Origin of the sequence: Micromonospora sp. NBC_00389 (assembly GCF_036059255.1) — a bacterium.
Taxonomy (GTDB): domain Bacteria; phylum Actinomycetota; class Actinomycetes; order Mycobacteriales; family Micromonosporaceae; genus Micromonospora.
In genome coordinates, this window is record NZ_CP107947.1 from 1,983,797 (window position 1) to 1,998,679 (window position 14,883).

Below are 14,883 nucleotides of genomic sequence, written 5' to 3' on the forward strand. Positions count from 1 at the left end.
ACCATAAATGTCAGTAAACGGTAGTGAATAGGACGAAGATGACGCGCAGTCGTGCCCAGGACCCAAACGTCTGCGGAGTGACCGCCGCGATCGCCGTGATCGACGGCAAATGGAAGACGACTCTGCTCTGGCTGCTGGAATCCGGTCCGCGCCGTCCCGGAGAGCTGCGCCGGCAGCTGCCAGGCCTCACCGAGAAGGTGTTGACTCAGGCGCTCCGGGAAATGGAGGCCGACGGACTGGTGCACCGGGAGGTGCACGACGTGCTGCCGCTGAAGACCGAATACTTGCTGACCGCGTTCGGCCGCGAACTCGCTGAGGCGTTGTCCCCCCTTTCCGACTGGGGCCACCGCCGCCTGAAGAAGCTCACCGAGGCCGACCGGGCCTCCTGAAACATCGCCTACCTCCCCATCCACCCGGATCTGGCCGCCTCGCGACCGCCCACAACCAGATTCGCCCCGCCCCCTCGCGCCGACAAGTACCCACAAAAAGGTGGCTACGCAGGCGGTGTCGGGTGCTCAGACCGGTCACATCCGCGCAGCCACATGAGACCGCCGAGACCAGGCCGCCAGTTCAGTACGCAGCCGGACATCGGCAATTCCCAAGCTGACAGTTGCCAACGGTGCGATCATCTCGGAAGGTTTGCGACGGAGGCAGAGACGATGAAGATCCTGTACTACCCGCCTACGCCGGAGGTCGAGCTGAGCGGGGACGCCTCCGAGTTGCGGCAGCTTGCCCGAATGATGGTTGCGGGGGCCGGGCGGTGTGAGGCTGAGGACACTGCCGGTGACGTCCCTGGCGAGGTGGCGTTGACGGCCGTGTGCGTCGAATTCCGGGCAGGCCAGTGCTGCGAGCATCAGCGTTGATGTGCTTAACCGTTGTCTGTATTTCGTCGGCGATCTGGAGCGGCTCGACGTCCTCGCGGCCAACGTAAGTGCCATGGCGGACATGGAGGACGGCGGGCATCTGCACGTCGACCACTTTCCAGATCATCCGTACCTGGCACCGGGCTCGATCCCGCTGGTCGTAAACGGTCCGCATGGAGGCATGCCGGTCCATTGACACGGAGGCCCTCGAACTACCCTTCGAGCCGCGCCAACAAATCTTTTCGCAGGGCCCATGACTCGTCGTTGATGCACTCTGCTAGGCAGGCGAGCCCGAGTGCCAAGGGCCAGGAAGCCGCCTGTCTGTGCTGAGGCAGCATATCGAGCGGTCGGCTGGGATCCCACAGTCGCAGAGGTGCGAGACTGACCGCCATAAATTCGTGAACATACGACCGTTCTACCCGGCGCGGTGGCCGGTCGACCACCTGATCACCCGTAAGGTTGAGGAGGGTCACGGCGCAGAACTCTGGCATCGCGCCCCGGCTGACCCATCGACCGTGACCAACGAGAGAGCTCTCTTCTATATCGCGTGCCGTAAGGTGGCACTCTTCCCGCAACTCACGCTCGGCTCCGCTTATCGCGATTTTCTGGATAGTCCAGTCAGCCATGTCACGGGGCACGTCCTTGGGTTCGAGCGCCCCCGAGCCGGACGGGGCGAGCAAGCCAGGACTGCCGATGTTGCCGTCGGTCTGCGCGACAAGAAGCAACTGCCCGTCGGTGGTGAAGGCTAGCGTCGATACGCCGATCAGGTTCGCGAGACGACTGCGCTTGAAAGGGACCAGCCGGCCGTCCAGGTCGAGGATGAGGTCCCGCCCACGAACAGCTGGGCTCTTCCGCCCGACCTCCCAGATGTCCAACGGGGCGAGCAGGTTGCTGCACATGAAGTCGAAGTAGCGGCCGGCTCTCAGCTTGGCGACATCGTCGCTCAAAAGATCCGACGCCAGACAGAGCGTGCTGTCGTTGTAGATCTTTCCCGTTCTCGCACGGTAGGTTAGATAGTCAAGCGACCAGGTTCTCAGGTCACGTGGAAGTTTGTAATCGGGGGTCTGGACAATAGCTCGGATGGGCCGCTTGCGCAGCTCGGCGTTCTCGCGGGACAGCAGAATTCCTACGTCGCGGGCGCTTTCCACGCTTGGTCCGAGGTCCGCCGAAAGGCTAATCACGTCCCGGTAGGTGTCGCCCGTCCGTTGCTGGAACCGGACCTCTTTTGAACGGCGTCGGTTGGCTCCGGTCTCTAGGAGGGAGAGGGTAGCGCCAGCGAGGCCCGCGGCTACACTGACTGGCCGAGGCGGGTCGACCAGAGACGTCGCCAACCCGAACGAGGCTAGAACCAAACCAGCGGTGGTCAGCCTGTATCGCCACAGTCTGTAGCGCCAGATGGCGGTCTTTGTTCTCACCATTCTCTTCGGTCCAAGCATCCGCGCCCTCCGGTGGTGCGACGTGCCTCGGGGGCCGCATCGTAGCGGCAAAAGCGGAGGCGCGTCGCCCGCTCAGAAAGCCCGGACTTCATAGTGATTCAGGACAATCCCGAGCAGGACCGGCCTTCGACGGCCAGCTCCGCGTCGTTGGCAGTCATGAATCTGACTCCTGCGACGGTGTTCGTGGCGACGGCGGAAGTGATCAAGAACTGGACGTGGCGGCAACGGCCTCGCGGACTGCGCGCTCGTACTGGTTCCGACGGAACACGAAAGGACCGAAGCTCCCGTAGTCGCGCTTGGGACGATGGGGCTGTGCGAAGCCGCGCCACGTCACCGAGTCGTCAGCAGTGACCACCTGGGCATCCAGTGGCCAGCAGCCAACCTCGCCGCAGTCGCAACCGAGCAGGTTGATCACACCCATCCTGGCCCAGTACGCGGAGTCCGGTCGCCCAGCGAGGTAGGCGGCCAGGTCGCCGAAGTTGAAGTGGTCGAGCACGAGCCCGGCATACGCGCCAGGCACATCGTGGCCGGCGGCATGTTCGAAGCCGGAAACCAGGTCCACCAGGCTCACGTCGTCGACGTACGGCATCAGTTCGCGTGCTGGGTTCGGCCCACCGCCCCATGGACGGATCTCGAAACGAACCCTGCGAATGAACGGCCGAGGTGGCACGAGGCCAAGTATGCCGCAGGCCGTCCCAAGGGCCAGGTTTGCCGCTACTGCGATCCCGCAACGCGCTCGCGTTAGGACTCTGCGGGGCTGGTCAGGTTCTAAAGGTGCGGCGGCATGTCCGCCGTAACACCGGCTCGGGCTGCCGAGGTGGCAGCCTGGAGCTATGGCGCGGACTGAGCACTACCACGACCCGGACGCCCCCACGGCCAACAGCATCGTTGTGGCGGTCTCCGTCTTCGTCACCGACCAACAGGGGCTGCTGCTCCTCGTCAAGCGCGACGACAACGGCGTGTGGTCCCTGCCCGGTGGGGGGCAGGAGATCGGCGAGTACGTCGCCGAGACGGCCGTACGCGCGACCCTTGCGGCAACCGGCGTGCTCGTCGAGGTGGCAGGCGTGGTTGGCGTGTACTCCGACCCTTCGCATGTCATCGAGCACGCCGATGGCGAAGTGCGGCAGCAACTATCGCTCTGCTTCCGAGCACGGCCACTAACCGGCGTATCGACGCCGAGCGGTGAGCCAACCGCGATGCGGTGGGTGACGCGCGAGGAGTTGAGCCGACTCTCGGTCCACCCGTCGACGATGCTCCGCATCAAGCATGGCTACGAGGACCGCCGCGAGGCATACGTGGGTTGAGAGGCAAAGGCGTACCTCGGTCAGGAGGCAAGCCGCGCGAGCGCAGCGGCCGAGGTTTGTCAGGGGGCGATGACACGGTGGGTCCGACGAGTTCGTGTCCAAAGCAGTACATCCGGCAAATGTCCCGTCCGACATCCTGGAGGCGTCCTTCCATGACCTTCGCACCTGTGATCATCAGTCTGCCCATCGCCGACCGGCCGACCTCGCACCGCTTCTACCGCGACGGCCTCGGTCTGGACACCGTGGGGGAGGTGGCCGACGACGGCATCCCGGAGCCTCTGCAGTTCGTGGTCAACGACGGGCTGCGGCTGATGCTGATCCCGACCGGGGGCTTCGGCTGGGTGATCGGCCGGCACGAGGTCGCCGCGCGGGGGCAGAGTGAGTGCGTGCTCAGCCTCAGCGTCGCCTCGCCCGCCGACGCCGACGCGATCGTCGAGCGGGCCCGCGCCGCGGGGGCCGAGGTGGTCAGCGAGCCGGTGGCACAACCCTGGGGATACACGGGCGTGTTCGCCGACCCGGACGGTCACTTGTGGATGGTCTCCGCCGATTCGGAGTCCTGAAAAGCGTCGGTGGTACCGGGTACGGTCCGGCCGTGACCGTGACCACCGATGCCACTGGGACGTTGCCCACCCCCGCCGACGAAGCCCGGCTGTGGGCGCTCATCGAGTCGGCGTGGGCCGAGTTGGGCGCCGAGGCCCTGGCGCAACGCCGGGCCCTCGTCGAGCGCGACCCCAGGGACGACAACGGCGACGACGATGACGCCGGTCTCTACGCGATCGACGCCTGGCTCGACCCGTTCCTGGACCGCCTCGGGCACCTCAGCGCCGAGTTGTCCGGGCAGGAGTTGACCGACCTCGACCGGGTGGTGGAGCGCAAGCTGCACGACATCGATCGGGAGGACATCCACGAGGTGACCGACGGTTCGGACGACGGTTTCCTCTACTGCCGGGGCTTTATCGTCGCCCTCGGCCGGGCGTACTACGAGGCGGTCCGCGCCGACCCCGCAATGGCCCTGCTCGACGCCGACTGCGAGGGCCTGTGCTACTTCTTCGCCCACCTGCACAACGACCGGTTCGGCTCCTGGCCGGAGACGGGCTCCGGCATCTCCCGGGAGTCGTTCGGCAATCCCGCCGGCTGGTCGAGTTGACCGACAACGGCAGGCGGGGTCAGACGTAGATCTTCTTGGCGTACTCCGGGCCGTAGTGCCGTTCCAGGTCTTCCAGGCTCTCCGTCGGCGCCTCGACCTCCTTGATCAGGCGGGCTCGGGTCGGCAACAGGTCTGGCTGCCAGGTCTCCGGCTGCCACAGCGCGGACCGCAGGAACGCCTTGGCGCAGTGGTAGAAGATCTGCTCGATCTCCACCACCACCGCGAGCACCGGCCGGTGTCCCTTGACCACCATGTCGTCGAACCACGGCGCGTCCCGTACCAGCCGGGCCCGCCCGTTGATCCGCAGCGTGTCGGTCCGCCCCGGGATCATGAAGAGCAACCCGACGTGCGGGTTGTCCAGGATGTTGCGGTAGCCGTCGGCCCGCTTGTTGCCCGGCCGCTCCGGCAGCGCGATGGTCGTGTCGTCCAGCACCAGGGCGAACCCGGCCGGGTCGCCCTTGGGCGAGACGTCGCAGCTGCCGTCCGCGCCGGCCGTCGCCACCAGGCAGAACGGCGCGGCGGCGAGCCAGTCGCGGTCCCGCTCGTGCAGGCGGGTGCGCTCCTTGTTCACGGCCCGCGCGTTCGGCACGCCGAGCAGATCGCGCAGCTCCTCGTGCGAGGTGATCTCCACCGTCACGTGATCCTCCCCCAGCCGTTGACCCGGGTGGCGGGTGCCACCGTCCCAACGGCGTCAGTCACCAGCCTAGGCCCGCGCGGCCAGCGGGAGGTTTGCGCCCGGTTGTCGGGGGTACGGCCTCACGCGGACGCTCCGCCGCACGAACCGTCACGCCAGGCAAAGCCGACCAGTGGAGGCCGGGAGATGGAGAGCCGACTCAAGGTGCTGGGCCACCCGGTCCATCCGATGCTGGTCATGTTCCCGGTCGCGCTGCTGGTCACCGCGGTGCTGTTCGACCTGGTGGACACCCTCGGCGGGCCCGACCTCCTCGGCGAGGTCGCGTACTGGAACATCACCGTCGGCCTGATCGGCGGCCTGCTGGCCGCGGCGGCCGGCACGTTCGACCTGCTGGCCATCCCGACCGGCACCCGCGCCAAGCGGGTGGCGTTGCTGCACGCCGGGGCCAACCTCGCGGTGATCCTGCTCTTCGCCGCGATCTGGGTGGTCCGGCTCAACGCCGACTCCCGCGCCGCCGGCGGAGCGTTGCTCGTCGTCGAGGTGGTCGCGGTAGCCATCCTCGGCATCAGCGCCTGGCTCGGCGGCGAGTTGGTGGACCGGCTCGGCGTGGGCGTCGACCGCGACGCCGGCCTGGACGCCCCGAGCTCACTGCGGCCGACCGCGGCCCCCCACCGGATCGGAGAGGTGTGATGAGCGAGCAACAGCAGACCGGCGGCTTCGGCCGGGGATGGCGGGGCCGGCAGCAGGGCTGGGACCCGATGGGCGAGCTGCAGTCGCTGCGCACCGAGCTGAGCCGGCTGGTCGGTGGCCGGGCCGGAGCGTCCGACGTCGAGCTGACCGAGACCTCGGACGGCTGGGAGGTCGTCGTCCGGCTGCCCGGGGTGGCGCCGGAAGAGGTGGCGGTCGAGCTGGACGACCGGGAGCTGTGCGTGCGGGCCCGATCCGAGGCGGAGGTCAACGCCGACCAGGGCATCCCGGGCGGCTTCGAGACCCGCGGATTCGAGTACCGCGTCGACCTGCCGTCCCGCGTCGACCCCGAGGGCATCGACGCGGTGATGGACCACGGCCTGCTCCGGGTCCGGTTGCCCCGCGCCGCCCGGCCCACGCCGCGCACCATCACCGTCGGCCGCACCGGGCCGCGCTCCGGCGGCCTCTCCCGTGGTACGCCGATGCCAGCCGATCCCGCCGCGGACCGGGAGCTGCACCGCCCGGACACCCTCGGCGAGATCGACCGGCTGTAGCGGGACTGCGTGGTCACCGCATCCCTGCTCGGCCCGTCGGCCGGGCTCGTGCCCGACGTGCGACGGATCGCGGTGCTGCGCGCCAACGCGCTGGGAGACTTCATCTTCGCCCTGCCGGCGCTGGAGGCGCTGCGAGTCGCGTACCCCGGGGCGGAGATCGTGCTGCTCGGCGCGCCGTGGCACGCGAAGCTCTGGCGCGACCGGCCCGGCCCGGTGGACCGGGTGCTGGTGGTGCCGCCGGCACCCGGCATTCGCGAGCCGGAACCGGGCGAGCCGGAGTCGGCGATGGACGACTTCCTGGCGGCGGCCGCCGGCGAGGGCTTCGACCTGGCGGTGCAGATCCACGGCGGGGGCGCCAACTCCAATCCGCTGGTCAGTCGCCTCGGCGCCCGGGTCACCGTGGGGCTGCGGGCCGACGACGCACCGCCGCTGGACCGGTGGATCCGCTACGTCTACTACCAGCACGAGGTGATCCGCTATCTGGAGGTGGTGGGTCTGGTGGGCGCACCCGCGACCACCATCGTGCCCGCGCTGGCGGTCACCGACGCCGACCGGGCCGAAGCGGCCCAGGTGCTCGGGCCGGCGGGCCGACCCCGGGTGGCGCTGCATCCGGGCGCCACCGACACCCGCCGCCGTTGGCCCGCCGAGCGCTTCGCCGAGGTGGCCCGCGAGCTGCACCGCGACGGCTACGAGCTGCTGGTCACCGGTACGCCCGCCGAGCGGGAGGTGGTGGACCGGGTGGTCGCGGCGGCGGGGGTGCCGGTCCGGCCGCTGGTCGGCTCGCTCAGCCTCGGCGGGTTGGCCGGTTGCTACACGGACTGCGCGCTGGTCGTCTCCAACGACACCGGCCCGCTGCACCTGGCCGCCGCGGTGGGTACCTCCACGGTCGGCATCTACTGGGTCGGCAACCTGATCAACACGGCGAGTCCGCTGCGCGGTCGGCACCGGCCGATCAGCTCGTGGACGGTGCACTGCCCGGTCTGCGGGGTGGACTGCACGCCGGGCATCTACCCGCACCGGCCCGGCGACGGCGAGTGCCCGCACCGGGATTCCTTCGTGACGGACGTGCCGATGGTGGAGGTGCTGGAGGCGGCCCGGGAGCTGCTCAACCCTGAGCCCGGCGCACCCTGACCGCCCGGTCGTCAGCGGATCAGGCCGGCTGCGGAGTGTCCTCGTCGGCGAGCACGACCTCCCACGCCTCGACGTCCCGCTCGGTGACCGTGGTGGGGGACTCCAGGTGATGGGCGCCGCTGGGCAGGATGCCGGCCCCGCCGTACCGGGCCAGCACCGCGAGTTGGGCGGCCACGTCCTCGCCCTGGTGCTTGTCCGGCAACCGACGCCAGAAGTCGAAGCCACCGGAGTCGACGAGCTTGGCCCGGTCGAAGAGCACGCACCCGCCGATCCAGGAGACCTTGTACGCCCGCCACGCGCCCGGCGGCAGCGCCAACTGCGCGGTGACGTGCAGCAGGTTCGCCGCCGAGTGGATCCGGGCCCGGTTCCACTCCGGGGTGCCCGGCCGGATCCGCTCCGGTGTGGGTGGCCCGATCCACTCCTCGTAGTGCCCGTGCGTCTCCGGTCGTACGTCGTCGACGTACGAGAGCCCGTGCACGCCGTTGCCGACGAACCCGCAGCCCAGCTCTCCGAGCGCGGTGACCAGCCGGTGCAGTGCCCCCGGCTCCAGCCAGACGTCGTCGTCGAGGCTGAGCACGTACCGGGCGTCCGAGGCGGCGAGCAGGTACGCCCGGTGTTCGGCCAGCCCACGCCGGGGTAGCCGGCGGGTCAGCAGCACTGGGTGACCCCGGTGGCGCAGCGCCCGGACCATGGTGGCCGCGGCGGGGTGGGCGTACGCCGGTTCCCCGTCGGACTGGTCGCTGACCACCACCCCGAAGCCGGGCACCCCCTCCTGGGCGGCGAGCCCGGCCAGGGTGACCGCCAGCTCGGCGGGCCGGTTACGGGTCGGGATCAGCACGTCGACCTGCCGGTCGGCGCGGAAGGCCGCCGGGGTGTCGAGATCGAGGGGCCGATTCACGACGCGCGGGTGCGGGTGCTCAGCGACGGGTCGGCCTGCCGGTGGTGGCTGTGCGACGACGGGTCGGGCTGCCGGTTGTGGCTGTGCGACGACGGGTCGGGTTCCCGGTCCTGGTTGTGCGACCGGATCCGCTCGATGATCGCCGAGGTGGATCGGTCCGGCACGTACCCCAGGGTGCGCACCTGGCCGCCCAGTCGGCGCACCAGCGGCGCTTCCGGCACCAGCTCCGGCGGGTAGTCGCCGCCCTTGACGTAGACGTCCGGCCGGACCGCCTCGATCAGCGCGGCGGGTGAGTCCTCCTCGAAGACGACGACGTGGTCCACGCAGGACAGCGCGGCGAGCAGGGCACCCCGGTCCTCGACCGGGTTGACCGGCCGGTCCGGCCCCTTCAGCCGGCGTACGCTGCCGTCCGAGTTGACCGCCACGATGAGCAGGTCGCCCAGGGCGCGGGCCTGCTCCAGGTAGCGCACGTGCCCGCGGTGCAGGACGTCGAAGCAGCCGTTGGTGAACACCACCGACCGCCCCGCTTCGCGATGCTCGGCGACGATCGCGTCCAACTCGTCGGTGCCGACCAGCGACGGATGCCCGCTGGTCACCGACGGCTGGTCGAGTGCGGTGAGCAGGTCCTCGCGCCGGCACACGCAGGTGCCGGTGTCGGACACGGTGATGGTGGCCGCCAGTTGGGCGAGCTGGGCGGCGGTGGGCAGCGGCGCGTCGGCGGCCAGGGCCAGCGTCATCGCCGCCAGGTACGCGTCGCCGGCACCCACGGCGTGGCTCGCCGGGACCGGTGTGCTGTGGCTGCGCCGAGGCTCCCCGTCGGCGCCGCCGACCACCGCGCCCTCGGTGTCCAGGGTCACCGCGACCACGTCGGCACCGGTGTGCGCGCGCAACTCGGCCAGGCGCGACTCGGCCAGTACGGCCCGGTCGACGCCCTCGCCGGCCTCGGAGTTCACGGTCACGCCGGTGCCGGTGACGCTGAGTCCGTCGCCGGTGAGGGCCACCCGGCCCTCGCTCGGGGTGGGCTCGCCGACGGGCCCCGGGCGGTCGGCCCGCACCGGGTCCGGGGTGGTCTCGGCGCTGACGTCGTCCGCGTGGGCCCCGCCCGGGGCGGCGCCGACGGTCAGTTCGGACGGTCCGTCGGCCGGGTCGCTGTCGGGGTGCTCCAGGTGCAGTCCGGCGCCGGAGGGCGGACGGGTCGCACCGCCGGCCCGGGCCAGCAGTCGGGTCGCCTCGGCGAAGCTGGGGGTGACCACGGTCGGCGCGAGGCCCCGCCAGTCGGCCAGGTCGTGGGCGTCCAGCGCGACCGTGGCGTACCGTTCCCGCTGCTCGACCAGCCAGGCGCGGACGGGCGCGGGCAGGGCGCCCAGGCCGTAGTCGCAGACCACCAGGGTCGGCGCCTCTCCACCTGCGGCGGCGCGCAGCTCCTCTGTGGCGCAGTTCAGGGCGGTGAGCAGCCGGGTCACCCCGTCCGGGTCGAGCGCGTCGTCCGGGTCGCCGGTGTCCTCCCGGAGCAGGATCTGGTTGCCGGCCAGCATCCGCCGCTTCACCGGGGTGGGCCGTCCGGCCTGGTTGACCGTGCGGTCCCAGACTCCGGCGCGGTCCAGACAGTCGTGTAGCTCGTCGCCGGCGACGTCGGCGCCGACGGGTGCCACCAGCACCGCCCGGCCGCCGAGGGTGGCGACGTTGACCGCGGTGTTGGCGGCTCCACCGGCGGCGGAGATCCGCCGGCGCAGGGTGAGGACCGGGGCGGGTGCCTCCCGGCAGAGCCGGTCGGAGTCGGCGAACCGCCATTCGTCCAACATGGCGTCGCCGACGATCAGGACCGGGCGCCCGAGCCAGCTCTCCACGACGGTCGCGAGCCGGCGCTGTTCCGCTGCTGCTCCTGCCATGCCTCCCCGGGTCCCCACCGCCCTGGAGGTCAAACCTCGCGGTGATCGACCCAGCCCGACCCACCGGCCTTCCAGCCCCGCCCCAGCACATCAGTGCCCGAACCACCCATCCCCCCGTTGATCATGAAGTTGGCGGCGCGACACGCCGTTGGCGGCGTTGCTAACTTCATGATCGACAGGGGGATGGGTGGAAGTCCTTTCCCGGTCCGGCGCATGTTCCTTGTCGGTCGGGAAAGAAGGCGAGATGACCACCGAAGCCTCCGCCGCGCCGGTGCTGAACCGTCAGCAGATCCGGCTGCTCATGATCGGTCTGATGACCGGCATGCTGCTGGCCGCCCTTGACCAGACCATCGTTGGTACGGCCCTGCCGACCATCGTCGGCGAGTTGGGCGGGATCAACCACTACTCGTGGGTGGTCACCGCGTACCTGCTCGCCTCGACCGCGTCGACGCCGCTGTACGGCAAGATGGCCGACCTGTACGGGCGCCGCCCGGTCTTCCTCTTCTCGATCGGCACGTTCCTGGTCGGGTCGTTGCTGGCCGGCCTGTCGCAGAACATGACCCAGCTGATCATCACCCGGGGCATCCAGGGCATCGGCGCGGGTGGTCTGTTGACGCTGGCGTTCACCATCATCTCGGACGTGGTCTCACCCCGGGAGCGGGGCCGCTACCAGGGTCTCTTCGGTGCCGTCTTCGGGATCTCGTCGGTCGCCGGCCCGCTGGTGGGTGGTTACTTCGCGGAGACCGACTGGCGGTGGATCTTCTACATCAACGTGCCGCTGGCGATCCTCGCCATCATCGTCTGCTACCACGTGATGCGGCTGATCCCGTTCGAGCGCCGGGACCACGCGATCGACTGGCTCGGCGCCGGCCTGCTGGTCGCCGGGGTGAGCTGCCTGCTGCTCGCGCTGAGCTGGGGTGGCAGCGAGTACCCCTGGGGCTCCGGCGTGATCATCGGCCTCCTCGCCGCGGGCGCGGTGCTCGCCGTGCTCTTCGTGCTCCAGGAGGCCCGGGTCGCCGAACCCATCCTGCCGCTGCGGCTGTTCCGTAGCGCGACCTTCGCGCTCGCCAACTCGGCCGGTTTCGTGCTCGGCCTGGTGATGTTCGGGTCGATCATCTTCATTCCGCTGTACCTGCAGATCGTCAAGGGCGCCTCGCCGACCCGAAGCGGTCTGCTGATGCTGCCGATGATGGCCGGCATCATCGTCACCTCGATCCTCACCGGTCGGGCGATGAGCCGGATCGGTCGGTACAAATGGTTCCCGGTGGCCGGGTCGGTGACCCTGCTGGTCGGCATGTTGCTGTTCACCCAGCTGGAGGTGGCCACCTCGCTCTGGATCGCCTTCGGTTTCATGGTGGTGATCGGCGTCGGCCTGGGCCTCTGCATGCAGTCGCTGGTCCTCGCGGTGCAGAACGCGGTCTCCGTGCGCGACCTGGGCGCCGGCACATCCTCGGCGACCTTCTTCCGGTCGTTGGGCGGTTCGTTCGGGGTGGCGATCCTCGGCGCGGTGCTCTCCTCCAGGCTCACCGGAGGACTGGCCGACCGGCTGCCCGGCGCGATCGCCCAGCTTCCGCCGCAGCAGCAGGCCGAGGTGGCGGCAAGCGGCGGAGCGAACATCTCGATCAACGATCCGGCGACCATCTTGGCCCTGCCCGGGCCGGTGCGGGCGGCGATCCAGGGCGCGTTCGTCGACGCGCTGGACATGGTCTTCCTGACCGCCGGTCTGATCGCGATCGTGGCGGTGCTGGTCACCGTGGCGCTGCCGAACGAGCAGCTCCGGGGCGCCGGTCCGCAGGGTGCCAAGGGCGGCGCCGACCCGCTCGGCGGTGAGGCCCCGGCACCGGGCGGCAAGCCGCTGACCCGCGAATCCAAGGAGGAGGCGGCCGCCGACATGGAGGCCAAGTCCCAGACGATGATCTGACCGCGTCGACCGACCGCCCCGGACCGGTCCGGGGCGGTCAGCGGTCAGGCGGGGCGGTGGTAGACGCCGTACCACCAGGTCGCGGCCAACTCCCGGGCGGCCGCGGCGTCGGCGTCGGGGTCGGCCGGGACCAGGCCGACGTGGTGGGCGAGGAACCGGTCACCGCCGAGCACGACCAGCCGGGTCGCGGCTTCCGGGTCCAGGTCCGCCGGGGTGCGTCCGGCTCGTTGCTCGGCCCGGAGCACCTCCTCGGTACGCGCCACGAACTGCTCGAACCCGGCCGCCCAGTACTCCCGGACCACCTCGTCGTACGCGGCGACCTCGGTGATCGCGGCCAGCACCGGCGCGTACGTCCGGTAGATCCGGATCACGTCGGCGAAGACCTCGGTGAGCGTGTCGAGCGGGTCGCCGGGTCCGGCCGGATCCCACCCGCGGATCCGGTCGAAGGAGGTTTCCTGCATGGTGCCGGCGAGGCGCATGAGCAGCTCGCTCTTGTCCCGGAAGTGGGTGTAGAAGGTCGACCGGGCGACCCCCGCCTCGGCGGCGATCCGCTGGACGCCGAGGTCGGTGAACCGGACCCCCTGCTGGAGCAGCCGCTCGGTGGCGGCCAGCACCCGCGCTTCGACGGCGGCCCGACCGTCGGGGTTGCGCGGGCGGCGTCGGGTGATCGAGGGCATGGTCGAAATCCTAGGTGTCCGGGTGCGGGATCGGCGACGTACGCTTTTGTCGGACATAGTGTCCGACATAGTGACCAGGGAGTGCCGACGGCGGCCCCCTACCAGCGAGGAGCAATACGTGAAGTACCGACTGCTGGGCAGCACCGGGGTGTACGTCTCGGAGATCTCGCTCGGCACGATGACCTTCGGCGGCAGCGGGCACCCGATCTGGAGCGGTCTGGGGGCGCTGGGGCTGCCCGACGCCCAGCGGCTGGTGGACACCGCGCTGGACGCGGGCGTCAACTTCGTCGACACCGCCGACATGTACAGCGATGGCGAGAGCGAGGAACTGCTCGGCCAGGCGCTCGGCAAGCGGCGTCGCGACGTGGTGCTCGCTACCAAGGTGCACGCCCGGACAGGCCCCGGCCCGAACGACGTCGGCACCTCGCGGTTGCACATCATGCAGGCGTTGGAGGACAGCCTGCGGCGACTGCGCACCGATCACATCGATCTTTACCAGATCCACAACTTCGACCACGTCACCCCCGATGGAGGAGACACTGCGCGCGCTGGACGACGCGGTCCGGCAGGGCAAGGTCCGCTACGTCGGCTGCGCGAACTTCGCCGCCTGGCAGATCTCCAAGGCGCTGGGTATCTCGGCCCGGGAGAAGCTGGCCGGCTTCGTCTCGGTGCAGTCGTACTACTCCCTGCTCGGCCGGGACGTGGAGCGCGACGTGGTGCCGATGGCGCTCGACGAGGGTGTCGGGCTGACCGTGTGGAGCCCGCTGGCCGGCGGCTTCCTCTCCGGCAAGGTCGGCCGGGACAGCGTGGTCGCCGACAGTGGCTCGCGCAGCGCCCAGCCCGGCTTCACCAGCTTCACGCCGTTTGACCCGGAGCATGCCTTCACGGTCGTCGACGTACTCAAGGTCATCGCCGAGCGGCACGGGGTCAGCCCGGCCCGGGTGGCAGTCGCCTGGCTGCTGTCCCGGCCGGCCGTGACCAGCGTGATCGTCGGTGCCCGCAAGCAGGAGCAGTTGGTGGACAACATCGCCGCCACCGACCTCACGCTGACCGCCCAGGATCTCAGCGAGCTGGACGAGGCCTCCAAGATGCCGGTCGCGTACCCGAACTGGATCCAGGACGCGTTCGCGGGGACCCGCTTGCCGCAGTGAGGCGTTCGCCCGGTCCGGCGTTCACCCGCCGGACCGGGCGCGGCGGGGCCGACCTACTTGAGGATCAGCCGGTTGGTCTGCTCGAAGACGTCCAGGTCGGCCAGGGTCTCGTTGACCGAGGCGGAGAGCGGGGCGGGAAACCGGTCCCGGGGGAAGAAACCGGCGTCGGTGGTCTCGTCGGTGACCCGGGCCAGCTGGCCGTCCCACTCCTCGACCCGGAACGCCGCGGTGAAGACCTGGTACGTGTGCCCGTACATGTTGGTGCTGGTCCGGTCCGGGCCGGTGTAGAGGGCGAACGCGCAGACGCGCAGCGCCCGTAGCCCGGTCTCCTCGCGGACCTCCCGTACCGCGCAGTCCGCGATCGACTCGCCCAGCTCCATCGCCCCGGCCGGCATGGCCCACTGGCCGTTGTCTGAGCGTTGGATCAGCAGGATGCGCCCGGCGTTGTCGCGGACCACGGCGCGGGCGCCCACGAACATCAGCGTCCGGTCCCCGGCGAGCGCACGCAACTGCCCTACGTATGAGTCGGCCCAGGAGATGCTCACCTGCGACAATTTACGGGGGTTCCCAAGCTGTGACCGGCGACACTAA

General features: G+C 70.2%; 17 protein-coding genes and 1 pseudogene. 11 read left to right on the plus strand and 7 right to left on the minus strand.

The genetic code is table 11. The features are described 5' to 3' along the window. The first annotated feature begins 77 nt into the window (after nt 1-77). Both OG470_RS09460 and OG470_RS09465 read left to right on the plus strand, forming a co-directional pair. On the plus strand, nt 78-389 hold the full coding sequence (locus OG470_RS09460) for a winged helix-turn-helix transcriptional regulator (protein ID WP_328422768.1): 312 nt from the start codon (nt 78-80) through the stop codon (nt 387-389). Between the two features lie 547 nt (nt 390-936). Further along, nucleotides 937-1,059 carry an Imm32 family immunity protein gene (locus tag OG470_RS09465; protein WP_328422770.1) on the plus strand — a complete coding sequence of 41 codons (123 nt, stop codon included), beginning with the start codon at nt 937-939 and terminating at the stop codon, nt 1,057-1,059. 16 nt (nt 1,060-1,075) lie between these two features. On the opposite strand, the gene OG470_RS09470 is transcribed toward OG470_RS09465, so the two are convergent. Together OG470_RS09470 and OG470_RS09475 are read right to left on the minus strand one after the other, a co-directional pair. After that, nucleotides 1,076-2,011 carry a hypothetical protein gene (locus OG470_RS09470; protein ID WP_328422772.1) on the minus strand — a complete coding sequence of 312 codons (936 nt, stop codon included), beginning with the start codon at nt 2,009-2,011 and terminating at the stop codon, nt 1,076-1,078. 490 nt (nt 2,012-2,501) lie between these two features. Then, complete coding sequence (locus OG470_RS09475) at nt 2,502-2,888, minus strand: hypothetical protein (RefSeq protein ID WP_328422774.1); 387 nt, start codon at nt 2,886-2,888, stop codon at nt 2,502-2,504. Nucleotides 2,889-3,132: 244 nt separating this feature from the next. Here OG470_RS09475 and OG470_RS09480 point away from each other — a divergent pair, with 244 nt between their 5' ends. The 3 genes from OG470_RS09480 to OG470_RS09490 all read left to right on the plus strand — a co-directional run bounded on the left by OG470_RS09480 (nt 3,133) and on the right by OG470_RS09490 (nt 4,750). Then, a complete protein-coding gene (locus OG470_RS09480) occupies nt 3,133-3,603 on the plus strand; it encodes an NUDIX hydrolase (RefSeq protein ID WP_328422776.1) in 471 nt (156 codons plus the stop codon). A 152-nt stretch (nt 3,604-3,755) separates the two neighbouring features. After that, entirely contained in the window at nt 3,756-4,163 is a 408-nt protein-coding gene (locus OG470_RS09485; protein ID WP_328422778.1) for a VOC family protein, read from the plus strand. 32 nt (nt 4,164-4,195) lie between these two features. Continuing rightward, nucleotides 4,196-4,750 (plus strand): DUF4240 domain-containing protein, encoded by a 555-nt coding sequence (locus OG470_RS09490; RefSeq protein ID WP_328422780.1) that lies wholly within the window; start codon nt 4,196-4,198, stop codon nt 4,748-4,750. 19 nt (nt 4,751-4,769) lie between these two features. On the opposite strand, the gene OG470_RS09495 is transcribed toward OG470_RS09490, so the two are convergent. Continuing rightward, the gene (locus OG470_RS09495; protein ID WP_328422782.1) at nt 4,770-5,387 is read right to left on the minus strand and encodes a pyridoxamine 5'-phosphate oxidase family protein; all 618 of its coding nucleotides are present in this window, start codon (nt 5,385-5,387) and stop codon (nt 4,770-4,772) included. A gap of 183 nt (nt 5,388-5,570) precedes the next feature. Between OG470_RS09495 and OG470_RS09500 the strand changes: the two genes are divergently transcribed. The 3 genes from OG470_RS09500 to OG470_RS09510 are packed head-to-tail and all read left to right on the plus strand — an operon-like array spanning nt 5,571 to nt 7,756. Beyond that, on the plus strand, nt 5,571-6,074 hold the full coding sequence (locus OG470_RS09500; RefSeq protein ID WP_328422785.1) for a DUF2231 domain-containing protein: 504 nt from the start codon (nt 5,571-5,573) through the stop codon (nt 6,072-6,074). Further along, nucleotides 6,074-6,625: an Hsp20/alpha crystallin family protein gene (locus tag OG470_RS09505; protein ID WP_328422787.1), complete on the plus strand. Its 552-nt coding sequence runs from the start codon at nt 6,074-6,076 to the stop codon at nt 6,623-6,625. The genes OG470_RS09500 and OG470_RS09505 overlap by 1 nt, the downstream gene beginning before the upstream one ends. A 9-nt stretch (nt 6,626-6,634) precedes the next feature. Next, on the plus strand, nt 6,635-7,756 hold the full coding sequence (locus OG470_RS09510; RefSeq protein WP_328422789.1) for a glycosyltransferase family 9 protein: 1,122 nt from the start codon (nt 6,635-6,637) through the stop codon (nt 7,754-7,756). Nucleotides 7,757-7,775: 19 nt separating this feature from the next. Here the strand turns inward: OG470_RS09510 and OG470_RS09515 are convergent, their stop codons facing one another. After that, nucleotides 7,776-8,654, minus strand: a complete 879-nt coding sequence (locus tag OG470_RS09515) for a glycosyltransferase family 2 protein (RefSeq protein WP_328422791.1) — start codon at nt 8,652-8,654, stop codon at nt 7,776-7,778. Next, nucleotides 8,651-10,543 carry a D-glycero-beta-D-manno-heptose 1-phosphate adenylyltransferase gene (rfaE2, locus tag OG470_RS09520; RefSeq protein ID WP_328422793.1) on the minus strand — a complete coding sequence of 631 codons (1,893 nt, stop codon included), beginning with the start codon at nt 10,541-10,543 and terminating at the stop codon, nt 8,651-8,653. Before rfaE2 ends, OG470_RS09515 begins: the two co-directional genes overlap by 4 nt. A gap of 244 nt (nt 10,544-10,787) precedes the next feature. Between rfaE2 and OG470_RS09525 the strand changes: the two genes are divergently transcribed. After that, a complete protein-coding gene (locus tag OG470_RS09525; protein ID WP_328422795.1) occupies nt 10,788-12,464 on the plus strand; it encodes an MDR family MFS transporter in 1,677 nt (558 codons plus the stop codon). A gap of 44 nt (nt 12,465-12,508) precedes the next feature. Here the strand turns inward: OG470_RS09525 and OG470_RS09530 are convergent, their stop codons facing one another. Beyond that, nucleotides 12,509-13,141 carry a TetR/AcrR family transcriptional regulator gene (locus tag OG470_RS09530; protein WP_328422797.1) on the minus strand — a complete coding sequence of 211 codons (633 nt, stop codon included), beginning with the start codon at nt 13,139-13,141 and terminating at the stop codon, nt 12,509-12,511. Nucleotides 13,142-13,319: 178 nt separating this feature from the next. Between OG470_RS09530 and OG470_RS37190 the strand changes: the two are divergent. Together OG470_RS37190 and OG470_RS09535 are read left to right on the plus strand one after the other, a co-directional pair. Then, a pseudogene (locus tag OG470_RS37190) lies at nt 13,320-13,604 on the plus strand (aldo/keto reductase); the annotation flags it as partial. Nucleotides 13,605-13,668: 64 nt separating this feature from the next. After that, nucleotides 13,669-14,292, plus strand: a complete 624-nt coding sequence (locus tag OG470_RS09535) for an aldo/keto reductase (RefSeq protein WP_328422799.1) — start codon at nt 13,669-13,671, stop codon at nt 14,290-14,292. A gap of 53 nt (nt 14,293-14,345) precedes the next feature. Here OG470_RS09535 and OG470_RS09540 read toward each other — a convergent pair whose 3' ends face one another. Then, the gene (locus OG470_RS09540; protein WP_328422801.1) at nt 14,346-14,837 is read right to left on the minus strand and encodes an NUDIX domain-containing protein; all 492 of its coding nucleotides are present in this window, start codon (nt 14,835-14,837) and stop codon (nt 14,346-14,348) included. Nucleotides 14,838-14,883 lie beyond the last annotated feature (46 nt).